The organism is Butyricimonas faecihominis, assembly GCF_033096445.1.
Classification (GTDB): domain Bacteria; phylum Bacteroidota; class Bacteroidia; order Bacteroidales; family Marinifilaceae; genus Butyricimonas; species Butyricimonas faecihominis.
Genome location: NZ_AP028155.1, coordinates 4,793,075 through 4,809,981 on the forward strand (window position 1 = coordinate 4,793,075; position 16,907 = coordinate 4,809,981).

Below are 16,907 nucleotides of genomic sequence, written 5' to 3' on the forward strand. Positions count from 1 at the left end.
GAGATGAAAAAGTTTGTATTGTTGTTTGGATGTGTGTGCTTTTGTCTGTCTGTATTTGCTCAGACCAATTTTCAAGATATAAGCTTCTCTGAAGCGTTGAAGAAAGCAAAAGAGGAAAACAAAATGGTGTTTGTGGATTGTTATACTTCTTGGTGCGGTCCTTGCAAGTATATGGCTGATAAAGTGTTTCCACAAAAAAAGTTGGGGAAGTACCTGAACGATAGGTTCGTGAGCTTGAAGATTAATGCGGAGCAGGGCGAGGGCGTGGATATCGCCAGCAAGTATAGTGTTTCTGCTTATCCCACGTTTTTGATCTTGAAGACAGACGGGACGTTAATTTACCGAATCGTTGGAGGAACAGAAGGGGCCGACGAGTTCATCTCCAAGGTGGAGGAAGGTTTCGGGGAGAAATCAGCCTTCAGGATGGAAGAACGTTACCTGAAGGGAGATAGGGAAGAGGGGTATTTATTTGATTTCCTGAAATCGTTACTGGCTTCTGGGTTAGACGAGAAGGCTCGGGAAGTTGCTGGTGAGATCTTGGCTCCACTGTCAGTAGAGAAGAGATGTACGGAGACTTACTGGCCTATTTATGATAACCCTCGTTTATCTTTAGTAGGTTCAGAGAATTTACGCTTTTTCCTGAAACACGTTGATCAATTTCGCAGGGGTGTGGGGGTAGAGAAGGTGAATGCGAAATTGACATTTTTATATGTTAGTAGATTGGAAGAGATGTTGCGAGGAAGGATGCCTGCAACCAATGCCGACCTAGACCTTGTGGAAAAAGAGTTGAAGAAACATGATTTGGAGCAGGAGGACTTGAGTAATTATATAGAGATGATGAGGGCTATTAATGCGAAAGATACGGATAAAATTTATTCTTTGTATAGGAAAGTTTACCAGAACATGAGCGAGAGTAAATTGAGTTACTTGTATTTTCGTCCAATTCTTCTTTTTCAAGGGCAGGGGAAATGGACCGAAAAGCAAAAGATCGGTTTTATAAATTTTACCAATGAATTGATTATGCGAATGGAATCACAAGTGATGCAATTGTCAATGCAAAATTTTGTGGAAGCATTGCCTAAGTTTTGAATGATTTTATGAGGTTTATTTGAAAGAGAGAAGAATAGTATGAAAAGATTTTTATTCATTTTTTTATCGTGTTTGCCTTTGTTCTTGGGAGCTCGGGAATTGCGAGATACCATAGAATTGAAGCAAGGAATGGTGTGTCCTAAATTTGTATTTAGAGATACTTCCAAACAAGAGGTTTTTTTGCAACAATTTAAAGGAAAGTATGTGGTGATTGATGTGTGGGCCTCATGGTGCCATCCTTGTAAACAGGAATACCCAACATTGAAGAGATGGGCTGAGAAGTATAAAGATAAAAATATAGAATTCGTGAGTATTTCTTGTGATACCCAAGAGCAGAGATGGCTCAATGAGCTTTTTTGGGGGAAAATGGTCGGGAATCAGTGGTGGATTGCAAATGATAATGCTTTTATGATAGCCTTTCGGGTGACGACAATTCCTCGTTTGATTTTGTTAGATCGGAAAGGAAAGGTGATGGATTTAAAATTACCTAAACCTTCTGATCCGGAGTTTGAAACTATTTTAAATGGATTGAATGGATTATAGAGCAAAGGGGCTTTTTAGAACCCCTTTACTCTGTAGTGATATATGAACGAGATTTTAAAATGATGTTTCTCAAATAAATTAAAGAGATAATCTTAATACCAATTATGAATCAATTCCTTTTGAAACATAGGAATATATCTATTTTTTGGGTCTAAATGTATTGTGATTATCAGAACTTGAAATAAGTGTTATGAATATAATAGGGAAGTATTATCGTTTAGTATGTATTACTATGATTATTGTGGTGATCGGGGGCGTGAATGGTCTTGCTCAAGAGGGGAAAGAGGTTGTGTATCGTGATTATACGCACATGGAGGCAGATCTGTTGGATTCTTTGAAACGGGATGAGGTAAAAACGTTATTCCGTGGGGTGCATGTGTTACGGCAGCAGGCTCAGCAGGTAAAAGAGAGTACTCCGGTCCGGTTGGAATCTCAACGGGTAGAGAAGAAAAAATTGAGCCCACAAGATATGATCGAGAAGAGAAGGGGCAGCGTGTTGACTGTCAACAAGTATCATCGTGCGATGATGCATCCGGAAGGAGTGACAGGCTGGGCAACGGCAGTCGTGTTATCGAACGACGGGATTTGTGTCTCGAATTACCATGTGTTTTGGGAATTTCTGGACTCAACAGCTAAGTTGAATCCACGGGATAGTATTATGTTTGTTGCCACGGAAGAGGGGAGAGTATACCCGATTACCGAGATCTTGAGTTTTAACAAAGCTGCAGATGTGACTTTCTTCAAGATTGATACACGGGGAGATATGCTTACCCCGATACCATTGGGAAATGACCTCCCGGCGGGGACAGGGGTACATTTGTTAAGTCATCCGGAAGGATATCCGTATGCATACACGAACGGGGTGGTTATGCGAACAACGACTTCTGACGCTAAAGATCCCTTTGCACGCCGGATGGAACTTACGGTTGATTACGCCAAGGGGTCAAGTGGGGGACCGATCATGGATGATTGTGGAAACATGGTGGCGATGGTGTCTAGTATACGTGCGATATTTTATTCTAATCAGCCGCCTTATAGCCAGCAGATGAATGTGAAACTGACAATTCCTGTGAGTTCATTGAGAATGTTGATGCAGGGAAAGAATGAATAAAACTAGTATATATTCGAAAAAATATTTACCTTTGTCATGTATTATTGTAGGTATATCGAATGAAAGTTTTTGTGAAATATTGCGTGTTGCTTTTGGTGGCAGTAATCTATCTTGGACAAGGGATAGATTCTACTCGTTATTTAGCAAAGGCAACGGGGCAAGAGCGACTTGTTTCACATGAGAAGGATGATTTTGAACGGTTAGCCATGCTGACGGCGATGAACGGAAATGCATTACCGGTCAACACTGTTCAGGATGTAACAAATGTGCAACCGACTTTTCGTTATTTGCAAAAAAATAATATTTCTGTTTATTTAGAAGAATATAAAAGGGTTTTTACTCCTTATTTTAGGTATATTGAAAACGATTATCTCGACTCTTTTGCGTTAAAGCAGGACGTTGGATACTATGTCTTTGCGTTGCGCGAAATCATTGTATGATTTTGGGTTTATTTGTAAAAACGCTGCTCGTTAATTATTAGCGGGTAGAGTTGTGTCTTGACTGAATTGTATTCGGGAACAAGAACATACGCATGAATATGTGGAAAAAATAAACTATTTAATTATACAAAAATTATAAAGTCATGAGTGATAGTAAATTTGAATATATCGATGATGTTCTCTTGAATGTAGATAAAGATAAAATAGAAAAAAAGAAAAAATCTCCTATAAAGCCTTTGGCATTGTTGATCTTGGGTGCTGCAATCCTTTGGTATGGTGCGAATTATATTAACACGGCTCAGAGTGATACGCTTTCTTCTGTTGTTATTATGATCGGTTTAGGTGTTGCAGCATGGGGAGTCGTGGCATTTTTGGTAAAGAAAGAGCGTTACGTTTACAAACCAACGGGAAAGGTGTTGAAGAAACATAAAGTGTATGTGGCTGCAAATCAGTCCTCACGATTGTATGATATTTTGGAGCAAAATAGGTATGATGATTTACAATCATTGACCCGTTCCGGACAATCTAATTTAAGCTTGGAGGCTTATTGTAGTGAAGATGAACAATATGCTTTGTTACAAGTCATGGAATTCATTCCTTACAATGACGTGCCGATGACTCCTGTCAAAGTATGTGAGGGGACTCAGGCGAAACAAGTAGCTTATTTCTTAAAATAATACTCTGAACTATTAAGTAGTCCAGAGTTTCCACGAATAATCGGCTTGCAGATGGAGCATCTGTAAGCCGTTTTTTATTCGTGCTCCTTGTTGCTCTCCACGGTGCATGAATTCGGTTATTTCCGGATTATAAATAAGGTCGAAAAGATAATGATTTGAGGAGAGAAGATGATAAGGAATGTCCGGACAATCGGTTACATACGGCCACATCCCCACGGGGGTGGCGTTAATAATTAAAGGAGTGTTGGGTAGGTAATGGGCAACTTGGTCGTAGGAAATTTCAGAGGAAGAATGGGGGGTACGGCTAACCGTGAATACTTCTATTCCCAAAGAGGCAAGTGCATTCCGGACGGCTTTGGACGCTCCGCCAGTGCCTAAAAGTAAAGCTTGTGTAGGCGGTGTCTGGATAAATTCTAATAAAGATTCTCTGAAACCTAAGATGTCAGTGTTGTATCCGGTTAGGATGGAACCGGAAATCGTGTGTTCTACTTTCACGGAATTAACGGCTCCGATTTTTCTGGCATCCTCGCTGATATGGTCTAAATAGGGAATGATCTTCTCCTTGTAAGGGATCGTGACGGCAAATCCTTTTAGCGAGGGGGTTGTTTTAATGACTTGTAGTGTCTGTTCAATATTATCAGATTCGAAGTTCACAAATTCTGCATCTATTTTTTCTGCCTTGAACTTCTCCGTGAAGTAAGTCTTTGAAAATGAATGTCCCAAAGGAAAACCGAGTAATCCGAAAAGTTGCATGGGAGTTTATAAAGTTTGTAAGGTTTATAAGGTTTAAAAAGTTCGGGAGGCATAATTCCCTATGGAGTATTTCATCTACAACTGTTTTACGGCAGATAAAGACACGGTCATTTTATGAACCTGACGAACTTTATAAACCCTTGATGAACTATTTTTTTAGTACTACGGCTAGTTTTTCAATACCCCAGATGAGTAAAATACCAATGATACACATGAGGATTGCCTGCCATACAAGAGGATCGCTCCCGTTAACTTGCTCGAAGGTATTGGGGAGAACGTTTTTTTCAACATTAAAAGCAATCCCGTTAACCAGTTCTGTATCTGTAATTTTCCAGGGCCAGATTTTGTTGAGTGATCCGACCATGAATCCTGTTAATAGGGCTACTGTCATTCCATGATAGTTTTTCAATAACCAGGATAGCAAGTGTGAGAAAGCGACTATACCAGCCACAGCTCCAACTAAGAAGGTAAGTAGAACGGGAATGTTGAATTCGCTGACGGCGGTAATGATGTATTCGTATTTCCCTAAAAGTAACAGAATGAAGGCACCGGATATTCCCGGTAGGATCATGGCGCAAATGGCGATAGCCCCGGAAAGGAGAATAAACCACCAGTCATTCGGAGTACTGGTTGGGGAGAGAACCGTGATCGTGTACGCGATGATGGCGCCAACGATTAACGAGGTGATGGTTAGTATATCCCATTTTTTTATTTCTCTTGAAACCATGAGGGCAGAAATAATGATGAGACCAAAGAAAAAGGACCAAATGTATAACGGGTGGGTTTCTAGCAAGTATTTCATCAATTTTGCCAGTGAAAATATGGATATGGCAATACCTGCAACGACAGAAATTAAAAAGTTTCCGTTAATGTGTTTCCAAAACTCTTTTAGCTGGAAGGTTCCCAACAAACGTAATGCTTTCAGGTTTATTGACCGAATCGACTCGATCAACTCTTCATAGATACCCGTGATAAATGCAATAGTACCTCCTGAAACACCCGGGATTACGTCTGCGGCACCCATGGCACATCCTCTAAGTACTAATAGTAAGTAGTTCTTTTTCTTCTCCATGAACAACAAATTAATTTCTTGATTTTAAATTTTAAATTTTAGATTTCCTTTCACGAATCAACATTTTTGATTTACGATTTATGAATCACCTGAAATCATAAATCGTAAATCTAAATTCATTTATTCTACTTTAAACACGTTACGGTGTTCAAAACGCAACAAGTCAAAGACAGTTTTTACCGGGGTGAAGGTGGATAGCGGAACTTCCACGAATATCGTGTTCCAGTTGGCCATGGCACCATTCCACAATCCGGGTAGTTCTTGAACTTTAATATCTTTCCCGCCTAGTGATTTGCTGGTGATGAATCCCTGTGTGTTATCGATGTATTTAGCCAAGTCATATTTCTTACCTTTATAGTTATAGGTACTACATACGATGTCCACGGGATTAAAGTGGGTTGATTGGGTGAATATTTTTTTCTGATTTCGATCTTTCAGGTTGACTTGAGCGCTCTCCACGATCATCAAGCGTGTTGCATGTTCGTGGTCTTCAACCCAGAACGGTCCTCCACCCGGTTCTCCTTCATTTTTCACCATTCCGCATACACGCAATGGTCGATCAAGTAATTGTTTTAAATAAGCGACTCTTTCCTTACGGTCAGTATGAACTAATCCCTCTTTGGGTTTATAACCGAGGTGGTCGTAGATATATTGCTCGATTTCATTCAAATTTTCGTCTGTAATACTGTTTTTCTTGCTTAAGATTTTCATGTAATTGAAAATCTGGTTCTGTGTTTTTAACAAAACTCCGGCAAGGATTTTCTTGTATTTTACTGTGTCTGCCTTGCTACGATCGGGTGCCACGTTGTCAATGTTTTTGATGAAGATTAGGTCTTCTTTCAGGTCATTGAGGTTATGAATCAATGCTCCATGACCACCGGGGCGGAACACGATGTTTCCCTCGTTGTCTCTCACGAGATTACCTTCCGTATCAAGACTCACAGTATCTGTTGCTGGCGACTGGACAGAATACGTAATGTCGTATTTCAAGTTGAATTCTTTCTGGTAATTTTTGAGAACAGATTTCATGAGGGCTTTGAATTTGCCTATATGTTCTTCTGATACCGTGAAATGAATATGAGCTTCCTTACCGTCGTTGGCGTAGAGTGCCGCTTCTACCAAGTGTTCTTCAACAGCCGTGCGGATATGGTCCCTGTAAATATGGAAATCAATTAATCCCTTGGGTGTGGCATTGTAATTAAGCCCCTTGGGGGTAAGGATGTATTCTAGAATTTCAATGAGTTGATTCTTCCAGAGTAATTTGTCTAAATCAAGGCGATCTTTGTAAAGAGCCTCTTTTAGGTGTGGGTAGAATGGAAATTCTTTCAATTTCTCGAAGAACGAGAATATACTTCCGGGTTCCTTGTCTTGCCGGAATTTCAAATAGTCTTCATCGCTACCCGTGTACGTGTTGAAAAACGTATTTAGCGTTTTGAACATGCGTGATGCGGAACCGGAGGCCGGAACCATTTTCACGATTTTCAATGAATTCATTCTTTCCTCGAAGATGCGGATGAATTCATCGGCTTGTTCGTCATTCAAACCGTAGATTCCGTTGTTTATTGTTGCCGCATCCCGAATCTGTACAAAATCAAACCCCTGCTTGAAATTTTCAAGCTGGTTTTCAATTTGCTCGGGTTTTATTCCCCTGCGTTTAAATTGTTTGAGATCACTTTTCGTGTACATAATTTCAGGTTTGTAAGTACGTAAATAGTTTTGCAAGTTACGAATTATTGTGCAGAAAGCAAAATTTGTCTTTTGCGTTGCAGGCTGCCGGGTGAGTCTCTGACTCTGAGGGTTATGGGTGTTTATCGTGAACTTGTAACTTGTTAGCTTGTTATTTATACGAGAAAGAAGACAATTAATTGTCTTCTTCTTCGTCATATAATTCTTCTTGATTCTCTAATTCGGTTTCGAAAAATTCTTCCGCTTCTTCCATGAGAGATTCAATGTCGTCTGTGCAGAGAGGCTCTTCGTCAATCCAGTAAATTTTCTGGTTGCTGTAAAAGCCATCCATGTCACATTGAATAATACATTGAGGCTTTTCCGTGTGCACAACATATACTAGATCTGGTGCTTCCTGGGAATTGTCTGCAATAAGAAATTTTGGTAACATGATGTTCACTGTTTTTAAATTTACGTGGCAAATATAGAAATAATTGAAAACGGTGATATTGAAAATTGAAAATTATTTTAAGGGTGGAATTTACTGGGGAAAATAATGTATCTTTAGGGCGAGAAATGAAATAAATATGATCGCATCAAGTTTACTATCAAATGTTGTACCGGTATTGAAGAAGGATGATACTTGTGCCCAGGCATTGGGGTGGATGGACTTGTTTCGGGTGTCTCATTTGCCTGTCTTGGATGGAGAAACGTACGTGGGGTTGTTATCTGATGAAATCATGTATGCGCACGGGAGTATTCATGATCCGATCGGTAAGTTGGATATACCCAGGGAAATGACTTTCGTTTACGAAGATGTACATATGTATGATGTTATCGGGGTTGCCTCTTCACGGCTTTTGTCGGTGGTACCGGTTTTGAACCGAAAAGAGGTATATCAGGGAGCTATTTTGTTAACAGACATCTTGCATAATATTGATAAACTTTTGTGTATAGACGATCCTGGCGGAATTATCGTGTTGGAAGTAAATAAAATTGATTATTCTTTGGCCGAGGTCGCCCAAATCGTGGAGTATAACGAGGCGAAGGTGTTGAGTTGCTATGTTACGTGTATGCCGGATTCTAATAAAGTGGTGATTACTCTTAAAGTGAATACGGCCCGGATAGAACCGATTCTGGATACTTTTATTCGTTATCGTTATGTGATCAAAAATACTTTTGTTTCCGGTGAAGAGATGAATGAAGAGATGAAAGATCGTTACGGGCAGTTGTTGAAGTTTATGGAAATGTAGGAAGTTTTAAATTAATTGAATCTAAAATAAATAGATGTGTTCAAAAATAAGTAAAGTTGCGATTTACGGACGGGTGATTCATGAAGAGTTTTATCCTTATTTCAAACAAATGTTGCGTGATCTGAATGAGCGAGGGGTTTGTTTGACTTGTTATAAACCTTTCTATGATTTTTTGAGGGAAAAATGTGGTATTTCTGATGTGTTTCAAGCGTTTTATGAGGAGGATGTTGATCGGGATACGGATGTTTTGTTCAGCGTGGGAGGAGACGGGACATTTCTTGATTCTGCGATGCGAGTGAAAAATCATGGTGTTCCTGTGTTGGGCATCAATAGCGGGCGGTTGGGTTTTTTGGCTAATATAGCTCAAGAAGAGATTCCTCAGGCTATTCATTGGTTATGTGCCGGAGACTTTGACGTGGAACAGCGTGCGTTGGTGAAATTCGAGATGAAAGATAATCCTTTTGCTGAATTTAATTATGCATTGAATGAGATAAGTGTATTGAAGACAGAACGTTCCTCTTTGTTGAAGGTTCATGCTTATATCGGGGAAGAATATCTCACCACATACTGGGCTGATGGCGTGATCGTGGCCACGCCTACCGGGTCTACTGCCTACTCGTTAAGTTGCGGGGGACCGATCGTGGCTTTTGGTTGCGATAACTTGATCATAACTCCGGTAAGCCCGCATAATTTGAATATGCGTCCCTTGATTTTGCCCGGTAATGTGCAAATCCGTTTAAAAGTTGAGAGTCGTTCAGGAGACTTCATGTTGAGTGCTGATTCTCGTATGCAAAGAATGTCGGATAATCACGAATTATTTATATCTTCGGGCGATTTTAAAATGAATGTTGTGAAAATGCCTGATCATAGTTATTACGACACGTTACGGAATAAATTGAATTGGGGCGAGGACAAGAGAAACAAGAAAGATAAAAGTTGAAACAATTTTAAATAATAGGGTTAATTTTATTGGAGAGTGAAAAGTAATTTTCAATTTTCAATTTTCAATTTTCAATTAATTATGGATAAAGAGAATATACCGGAACACGTGGCAATTATTATGGATGGAAACGGAAGGTGGGCCAAAAGTCACGGTTTGGAGAGATGGGAAGGTCATAAAAAAGGAGTAGATGCGGTAAGAACAGCAATGGAGGCTGCCGGGGAGATCGGGGTGAAGTATTTGACTTTATATGCTTTTTCGATAGAGAACTGGAATCGTCCGAAGAAAGAGATAGACGTGTTGATGGGTTTGATGGTGGATGCTATTTTGGCTGAAACTGATAATTTGATGAGAAAACAAGTCCGGGTGAAGGCTATCGGGAATTTGTCGGATTTGCCGGAAGAGGTATATAACAAGTTACAGGGATTAATAACGAGAACGGCATCTAATACCGGGTTAACTCTAGTGTTGGCATTAAGTTATGGGGCAAGATGGGAGATTTTGACAGCGGCCAAGCGGATAGTTCAAGATGTGCGGGATGGCAAAATAGAAGATGTTGAGGCATTTACAGACGCAGATTTTTCCACTTACCTGACGACGTCGGGAATCCCTGATCCCGATTTATTGATCCGAACAAGTGGTGAATGTAGGCTTAGTAATTTCCTTTTATGGCAATTAGCGTATACTGAACTATATTTTCTTGATAAATTTTGGCCCGATTTTGAAAAAGAAGACTTATATTTGGCCATTCGTAATTTTCAAAAAAGAGAAAGACGATTCGGGTTAACCGGAGAGCAACTAAAAAAGTGACTCAGATGACAGGAAAAATAACGCTTTTATTAATCTTTATACTGTGTGTTTATGGGGCAAAGGCCCAAGTCGCAGATACGACACAACAATATGATATTTTTTATTCTTCGCCTAAAACTTACGAACTAGCTGGAGTGCGAGCTGTTGGGGGAGGGGAGAATTATGATGAGGATTATTTGGCACAGATGGCTGGATTGTCAATCGGGATGGCGGTACAGATTCCCGGAGAAACAATCACTCGTGCAATTAAGAGATTGTATGGGCATGGAATCTTTTCAGATGTATCTATTGCCATAGATAAGATCGAAGGGGATAAAGTTTATTTGGCTTTATATATAAAGGAGCGTCATAAACTTTCCAAGATTAATTATGTCGGGCTGAAAAAAGCAGAGGAGAATAAAATCAAGGAAAAGATGAATTTGTTACCGGGTGCCCAGGTGACAGATTTGATGAAGTCAAATCTAAAGATGCAGATCGAGAAGTATCTGAAAGAAAAGGGATATTATAACACGAATATCAGGATTATTCAACGTGATGATCCGGACCATAGTAATTTCGTGATCTTGGATGCTATCGTGGAAAAACATAACAAAATCAAGATTGACGAGATTATCATTACCGGAAACAAGTTAATGAAAGATGGGCGTCTGAAAGGAGCTATGAAAAAAACGAAAGAGAAATCTCTTCGTAATTTCTTCAAGTCGGCTAATTATATAGAAAAAAATTACGATGAAGATAAATTCCTTCTTGTTGATAAGTATAACGAGAAAGGTTTCCGGGATGCTGTGATCCTTTCGGATAGCGTGGTACAGATTTCACCTAAGCGGGTAAAAATTTATATTGATGTACAAGAAGGAAACAAATACTATTTCAATAATATTACATGGGTGGGTAACACCATTTATGGTTCAGATGTTTTGAGTGATGTGTTGAATATCAAGAAAGGTGATGTTTATAATAGTAAATATCTTGAGGAACGAATGACATCTGATGATGATGCTGTTTCTAATCTATATCAGAATAATGGTTACCTGTTCTCCCGGTTAGTCCCGGTGGAGACTATATCCGGAGAAGACTCCATTAACTTGGAAGTCCGGGTAGTTGAAGGTCCTCAAGCGACGATTAATAAAGTAATCATCAAAGGAAACAATCGAACGCACGAGCATGTAATTCGTCGGGAACTATATGTTTACCCGGGAGAATTGTTCAGTCGTGAGGATATTATACGAAGTGCCAGAGAGTTGGCGAATATGGGACATTTTGACCCGGAGCAGATTAAACCCGATTTGGCAAATGTGAATGCAGAGGCAGGAACGGCTGATGTCGTATTTGGTTTAGTTGAAAAAGCGAATGATAAAATCGAACTTTCCGGAGGTTGGGGAGCCGGTATGATCATTGGTTCTGTGGGATTGACCTTCACGAACTTCTCTATTCGTAATATATTTAATTGGGATTCTTACCGGCCTCTGCCGCAGGGAGATGGTCAGACGTTTAGTTTGAAGGCTCAGACGAATGGTAAATACTATACTTCTTTCAGTTTGTCTTTCCGTGAACCTTGGTTAGGTGGAAGAAAGCCGAATTCATTGAGTGTATCATTGTATTTCTCTCGGCAAACGGGATATTCCAGTAGTTACCGGAACTCTTATTATATGAGTAATACTTCTCAGATGTACGACTCTCGTCAGTTAATGTTGACTTACGGTCTTAGCGTGGGATTAGGACGACGAATTAACTGGCCGGATAACTGGTTTACGATGTATAATGAGATTTCGTTCCAGCGTTATCAGTTGAAGAATTGGCCGTATTATATCTTCAGTGATGGTAACTCTAATAACTTGTCTATCGCAACGGTTATCAAGAGAAGTTCTATTGACAACCCGCTGTTTACAAGAATGGGTAGTGAATTCACATTCTCATTGACATTGACCCCGCCGTATTCCTTGTTCTCAAACCGTCATTTCGAGGCAGAGAAGGATCAAGTGAAGTATAGATGGATCGAATATCATAAGTGGAAATTCAGCGGAAAGATTTTCATGCCGTTGACTCGTAGTGAGAAACGTCCGTTAGTGTTGTATGCTTCGGCACAGTACGGGTACTTGGGTTACTATGATAAGAACAAAAAATCTCCGTTCGAGGGATTCGAGATGGGTGGTGACGGAATGTCAGGATATAGCTTGTATGGTAGAGAATACGTGGGATTGCGCGGTTATGAAAACGGATCATTGACTAATGCCGGTTCATCTTTTATTGCCCCGAAATCTTCAGATGCAAGCTTGTATTCCAAGTTCACGATGGAGTTGCGTTACCCGATTTCTTTGGCACAATCAGCAACGATTTATGCTTTAGGATTCTTGGAAGCAGGTAACTCTTGGTACGAGTTGAAAGATTTTGAACCCTTCAATTTGTATCGTTCTGCCGGCGTCGGTTTGCGTGTATTCCTCCCGATGTTTGGTTTGCTCGGTATTGACTGGGGGTATGGATTTGACGATGTGCCGGGACGTAGTGGTGCTGGTGGTTCACAATTCCACTTTGTGTTAGGACAAGAATTTTAGAAATGGAGTGATTTAGTGATTGCAGGTTTCGTGATTTAATACAATCACATAATCGTAAATCACTGAATCTCTAAATAATTTTGAGCTTCTTTGCATACATTATGTATGTAGGCTAGGAAAAGGAATTTTATTTTATTACTTTTGTAGATCATTTTAAAGACAAACATTATGAAGAATACGTTGAAATTATTTGCTTTAGTAGCATTTATGTTTGCTGCTTTTGCTACTTCTGCTCAAACTGCAAAACCAATTAAGTTAGGTCATCTTGATGTTCAAAAGGTGATGACAAGTATGCCGGAGTTTAAAAAGGCACAGGATGATTTAGCAGCTAAGGAGCAAGAGATTAGAAAAGAATTGACTGCAATGCACGAGAATTATCAAAAATTGATGCAAGAATATCAGGCCAATGCTAAAACACTGACTGAATTAAGCCGTACAGCTAAAGAACAAGAAATTCAAGGATTGGCAGAGAGAATTCAAAACTTTCAACAATTAGCTCAAGAACAAATGGCTAAGACTCAGGAAGATTTATTAGCGCCGATTATTACTAAAATTCAAAATGCAGTTCAAGCCGTAGGTAAAGAAGGTGGTTTCACTTATATTTTTGCTGCAACTCCTAATTTTGGTCAAGGTGCATTATTGTACATGGCTGATAATAGTGAGGATGTGTTACCGCTGGTAAAGAAAAAATTAGGTATTCAATAATTTATATATATAATGAAATAAAGTCGCCCTTTGGGCGGCTTTTTTTTTGCATTCTTTGGGAATAAAAGGTATATTAGCAGCTATAAATTTAATATAATAGACATATGTCTTGTCCGATTGGGGTGTTTGATTCCGGATATGGGGGATTGACGATATTGAAAGATATTGTAAAAGAGATGCCTGAGTATGATTATATTTACTTGGGAGATAATGCCCGTACACCTTATGGAACTCGTTCTTTTGATGTTGTTTACAAGTACACGCGAGAGGCGGTTTTAAAGTTGTTCGGGATGGGGTGTAAGCTGGTTATTCTGGCCTGTAACACGGCCTCGGCGAAAGCACTACGGACGATACAGCAAGTCGATTTGCCCCAGATAGATCCTCAACGAAGAGTGTTAGGGGTTATTCGTCCCAGCGTCGAGGCTGTGGCGGATTTTACCGGGAATGGGCATATCGGTATCTTGGCAACTTCGGGGACCGTGGCGTCTGAGTCGTATTTGTTGGAGATTGCCAAAATTCATTCGGAGAAGGGATTTCTGGTCACGCAGCAGGCTTGTCCCATGTGGGTGCCGATCGTGGAGAATAACGAGATGAATTCTCCGGGGGCGGCTTTCTTTGTACAGAAGTATATAGATACAATTCTGCAAGCTGATTCGCAGATTGACACTCTCGTGTTGGCTTGTACGCATTATCCGTTGTTGAGAAGTGTTATTGACCGCTTTATTCCGGAAGGGATAACCGTCATCCAGCAGGGTGAAATTGTAGCACGAAGTTTGAAAGACTATTTGTGTCGGCACCCGGAGATGGAACGAGAACTTTCCCGGGGGGGGCAGATTGAATTCTTGACCACGGAGAAAGGTGGAATGTTTGATAAGATGGCAGCGCTATTTATGCAGGCGGAAGTGACATCCCGGCATGTAGAACTGTAAAAATAGAGATTCAATAATTTAGAATTTAAAGTTTAGAATTTAGAATGAATGGAATCGCTGTCTTCTTCTATCTAAAATTTAAAATCTAAAATTTAAAATTGTTTTAGGTTATGGACGAGCAGGAAATGATTGAAACGGCTTTCGATGATTTGATAAAATCTTTGCGAAAGGGGACGACTGAGGAGAGTGTGAAAATGATTCGCAGGGCATTTGAATTTGCCCGGGAAGCTCATCAAGGAGTTAGACGTAAGTCAGGGGAACCTTATATATTGCATCCCTTGGCCGTGGCGAAGATTGCGGTAAAGGAGATCGGATTGGGTACGAAATCGGCTGTAGCTGCACTCCTGCATGATGTGGTGGAAGATACCGATTACACGGTGGAGGATATTGCCAATCTTTTTGGCCCTAAAATAGCTTCACTCGTTGACGGGTTGACGAAAATTAGCGAGGTTATGGGGTCTAATACGACCAAGCAGGCCGAGAGTTTTCGTAAGATGATTCTGACGTTAGCAGATGATGTGAGGGTAATTCTGATCAAGATTGCTGACCGTTTGCATAATATGCGAACGCTTGATTCCATGCCGGAACATAAACAAGTGAAGATAGCGAGTGAAACACTCTATATATATGCCCCCTTGGCGCATCGTATGGGATTGCATGCGATCAAGACGGAGTTAGAGGATTTGAGTCTGAAGTACGAGAATCCGGTTGAATACCAGGAACTGGAGAAACGAATTCATGATTACCGGGATGAACATACCGGTTTGTATCAGCAATTTATTGCTCCGATTCGGGAGCGTTTAACAGAGAGTGGGTATCATTATGATATAACAGCACGAACGAAAAGTGTCTATTCTGTGTGGTCCAAGATGCAGCGTAGGCACATTTCTTTTGAAGAGATATATGATTTGCTTGCCGTGAGGATCGTGTTCGATCCGAAGGATAATCAACCGGAGAAATGGCAATGTTGGAATATTTACTCGTTGATTACTGATATGTATAGTCCGAAGCCGGAGAGAATTCGGGATTGGGTAAGTGTTCCGAAGGCTAATGGTTACGAGGCGTTACATCTTACCGTCATGGGGCCTGGAGGAAAGTGGATAGAGGTACAGATTCGTTCTCGTCGAATGGATGAGATCGCCGAGAAGGGATTGGCTGCACACTGGAAATACAAGGGGGATAATGCCGAAGCGAGTAACGAGGTGGACAAGTGGTTGGCGGGTATCAAGGAGATGTTGGAGCAGCCGGGAACTGATGCGTTGGAATTTTTAGATGAATTTAAACTTAATCTTTTTGCCAAGGAGATCCGGGTGTTTACCCCGAAGGGGGAGATGAGAACACTTCCGAAAGGAGCTTCTGTTTTGGACTTTGCTTATGATATTCACACGGAGATCGGGAATTCATGTATAGGCGGTAAGGTGAATCACAAACTGGTCCCGATGAGTCATCGGTTACAGAGTGGCGACCAGGTTGAGGTGCTGACCAGCGATAAACAGAAGCCACAGAGTGATTGGCTTGATTTTATCGTTACTGCTAAGGCTCGGAATAATATACTTATGGTTTTCCGGAGAGAGAAAAAAGAGCAAATTCGTATCGGAACTACCATGTTTGAAAAATTGCTGGAAGATATGAAATTGCCTTTCGGGGCGGAAAATCTGAATAAGGCTTTATTACATTTGAAGTTGCAGCATAAAGATGATCTATACGTGAGTCTTGCTAAAGGACATTTGGACATAGAGGAGGTGCGTAAAGCCTTAAAGAAGAAGTCAGAAAATAAATTTGTCAAGTATTGGAAACTCCAGTTCTTCAAGAGCGACAAGGATAAGCCCGTGCCGGATAAAGAGAAAGAAGAAGAAAAGGGGAAAGTAATTAATGATATTATCGATGATGCTTCTGATTTTATCATTGCTCCGTGCTGTAACCCTATCCCGGGTGACGATGTTGTTGGCATGAAGATTGATGGGGATAAGATTACTGTGCATAAACGGAAATGCCCGGAGGCAATCCGATTGATGTCCAGTTACGGGGACAAAATTGTTCCCGTGAAATGGGTCAGTCACAAGATCATGTCTTTCCTTGCCGTGATCAAATTAAACGGTATTGATAGCATCGGAATCGTGAGTGATATTACGATGATTATATCAAAAGAGAGTAACGTGAACATGAGGACGGTGCATTTTGAAACCAAGGATGGGATTTTCGAGGGGATGATCCATTTGTACGTGCATAACACGGCCGACTTGAATAATTTAATGATGAAGATCGCATCTCTGAAGGGTGTGGAGAACGTTTCTCGGGTAGAGAATTTAGATGTCTAAATTAAATTTTGTCTAAATAAAGATAGAACTTCGGATAATTATTGTAACTT

At 40.4% G+C, this 16,907-nt stretch carries 16 protein-coding genes; 12 read left to right on the plus strand and 4 right to left on the minus strand.

All coding sequences use genetic code 11. The features are described from left to right. The first annotated feature begins 3 nt into the window (after window positions 1–3). The 5 genes from R8806_RS19810 (at window position 4) to R8806_RS19830 (ending at window position 3,860) form a co-directional block, all read left to right on the plus strand. Window positions 4–1,089, plus strand: a complete 1,086-nt coding sequence (locus R8806_RS19810; RefSeq protein ID WP_164719685.1) for a thioredoxin family protein — start codon at window positions 4–6, stop codon at window positions 1,087–1,089. A gap of 39 nt (window positions 1,090–1,128) precedes the next feature. Further along, entirely contained in the window at window positions 1,129–1,632 is a 504-nt protein-coding gene (locus R8806_RS19815) for a TlpA family protein disulfide reductase (protein ID WP_124317112.1), read from the plus strand. A 190-nt stretch (window positions 1,633–1,822) separates the two neighbouring features. Continuing rightward, window positions 1,823–2,743 (plus strand): S1 family peptidase, encoded by a 921-nt coding sequence (locus R8806_RS19820; protein WP_221230354.1) that lies wholly within the window; start codon window positions 1,823–1,825, stop codon window positions 2,741–2,743. Window positions 2,744–2,802: 59 nt separating this feature from the next. Then, window positions 2,803–3,183, plus strand: coding sequence for a hypothetical protein (locus tag R8806_RS19825; protein ID WP_087421705.1), 381 nt, complete (start codon window positions 2,803–2,805; stop codon window positions 3,181–3,183). A gap of 143 nt (window positions 3,184–3,326) precedes the next feature. Then, the gene (locus tag R8806_RS19830) at window positions 3,327–3,860 is read left to right on the plus strand and encodes a hypothetical protein (protein WP_118304875.1); all 534 of its coding nucleotides are present in this window, start codon (window positions 3,327–3,329) and stop codon (window positions 3,858–3,860) included. 12 nt (window positions 3,861–3,872) lie between these two features. On the opposite strand, the gene R8806_RS19835 is transcribed toward R8806_RS19830, so the two are convergent. The 4 genes from R8806_RS19835 to R8806_RS19850 all read right to left on the minus strand — a co-directional run bounded on the left by R8806_RS19835 (window position 3,873) and on the right by R8806_RS19850 (window position 7,801). Then, window positions 3,873–4,613: a shikimate dehydrogenase family protein gene (locus R8806_RS19835; protein WP_124317111.1), complete on the minus strand. Its 741-nt coding sequence runs from the start codon at window positions 4,611–4,613 to the stop codon at window positions 3,873–3,875. Between the two features lie 148 nt (window positions 4,614–4,761). Then, window positions 4,762–5,685: a polyprenyl-phosphate transporter gene (locus R8806_RS19840; RefSeq protein WP_164719684.1), complete on the minus strand. Its 924-nt coding sequence runs from the start codon at window positions 5,683–5,685 to the stop codon at window positions 4,762–4,764. Window positions 5,686–5,805: 120 nt separating this feature from the next. Next, window positions 5,806–7,371 (minus strand): DUF4301 family protein, encoded by a 1,566-nt coding sequence (locus R8806_RS19845; protein WP_124317109.1) that lies wholly within the window; start codon window positions 7,369–7,371, stop codon window positions 5,806–5,808. A gap of 175 nt (window positions 7,372–7,546) precedes the next feature. Then, a complete protein-coding gene (locus R8806_RS19850) occupies window positions 7,547–7,801 on the minus strand; it encodes a hypothetical protein (protein WP_087421709.1) in 255 nt (84 codons plus the stop codon). Window positions 7,802–7,937: 136 nt separating this feature from the next. Between R8806_RS19850 and R8806_RS19855 the strand changes: the two genes are divergently transcribed. The 7 genes from R8806_RS19855 to R8806_RS19885 all read left to right on the plus strand — a co-directional run bounded on the left by R8806_RS19855 (window position 7,938) and on the right by R8806_RS19885 (window position 16,857). Continuing rightward, entirely contained in the window at window positions 7,938–8,603 is a 666-nt protein-coding gene (locus R8806_RS19855; RefSeq protein ID WP_124317108.1) for a CBS domain-containing protein, read from the plus strand. A gap of 34 nt (window positions 8,604–8,637) precedes the next feature. Next, a complete protein-coding gene (locus R8806_RS19860) occupies window positions 8,638–9,543 on the plus strand; it encodes an NAD kinase (protein WP_087421711.1) in 906 nt (301 codons plus the stop codon). Between the two features lie 81 nt (window positions 9,544–9,624). Then, entirely contained in the window at window positions 9,625–10,353 is a 729-nt protein-coding gene (locus R8806_RS19865; protein WP_087421712.1) for an isoprenyl transferase, read from the plus strand. 5 nt (window positions 10,354–10,358) lie between these two features. Next, window positions 10,359–12,905 carry a BamA/OMP85 family outer membrane protein gene (locus R8806_RS19870; protein WP_087421713.1) on the plus strand — a complete coding sequence of 849 codons (2,547 nt, stop codon included), beginning with the start codon at window positions 10,359–10,361 and terminating at the stop codon, window positions 12,903–12,905. 168 nt (window positions 12,906–13,073) lie between these two features. Then, a complete protein-coding gene (locus R8806_RS19875) occupies window positions 13,074–13,610 on the plus strand; it encodes an OmpH/Skp family outer membrane protein (RefSeq protein ID WP_087421714.1) in 537 nt (178 codons plus the stop codon). 104 nt (window positions 13,611–13,714) lie between these two features. Beyond that, window positions 13,715–14,539 (plus strand): glutamate racemase, encoded by an 825-nt coding sequence (gene murI, locus R8806_RS19880; RefSeq protein ID WP_087421715.1) that lies wholly within the window; start codon window positions 13,715–13,717, stop codon window positions 14,537–14,539. Between the two features lie 110 nt (window positions 14,540–14,649). Then, window positions 14,650–16,857 (plus strand): RelA/SpoT family protein, encoded by a 2,208-nt coding sequence (locus R8806_RS19885; RefSeq protein ID WP_087421716.1) that lies wholly within the window; start codon window positions 14,650–14,652, stop codon window positions 16,855–16,857. Window positions 16,858–16,907: the final 50 nt, after the last annotated feature.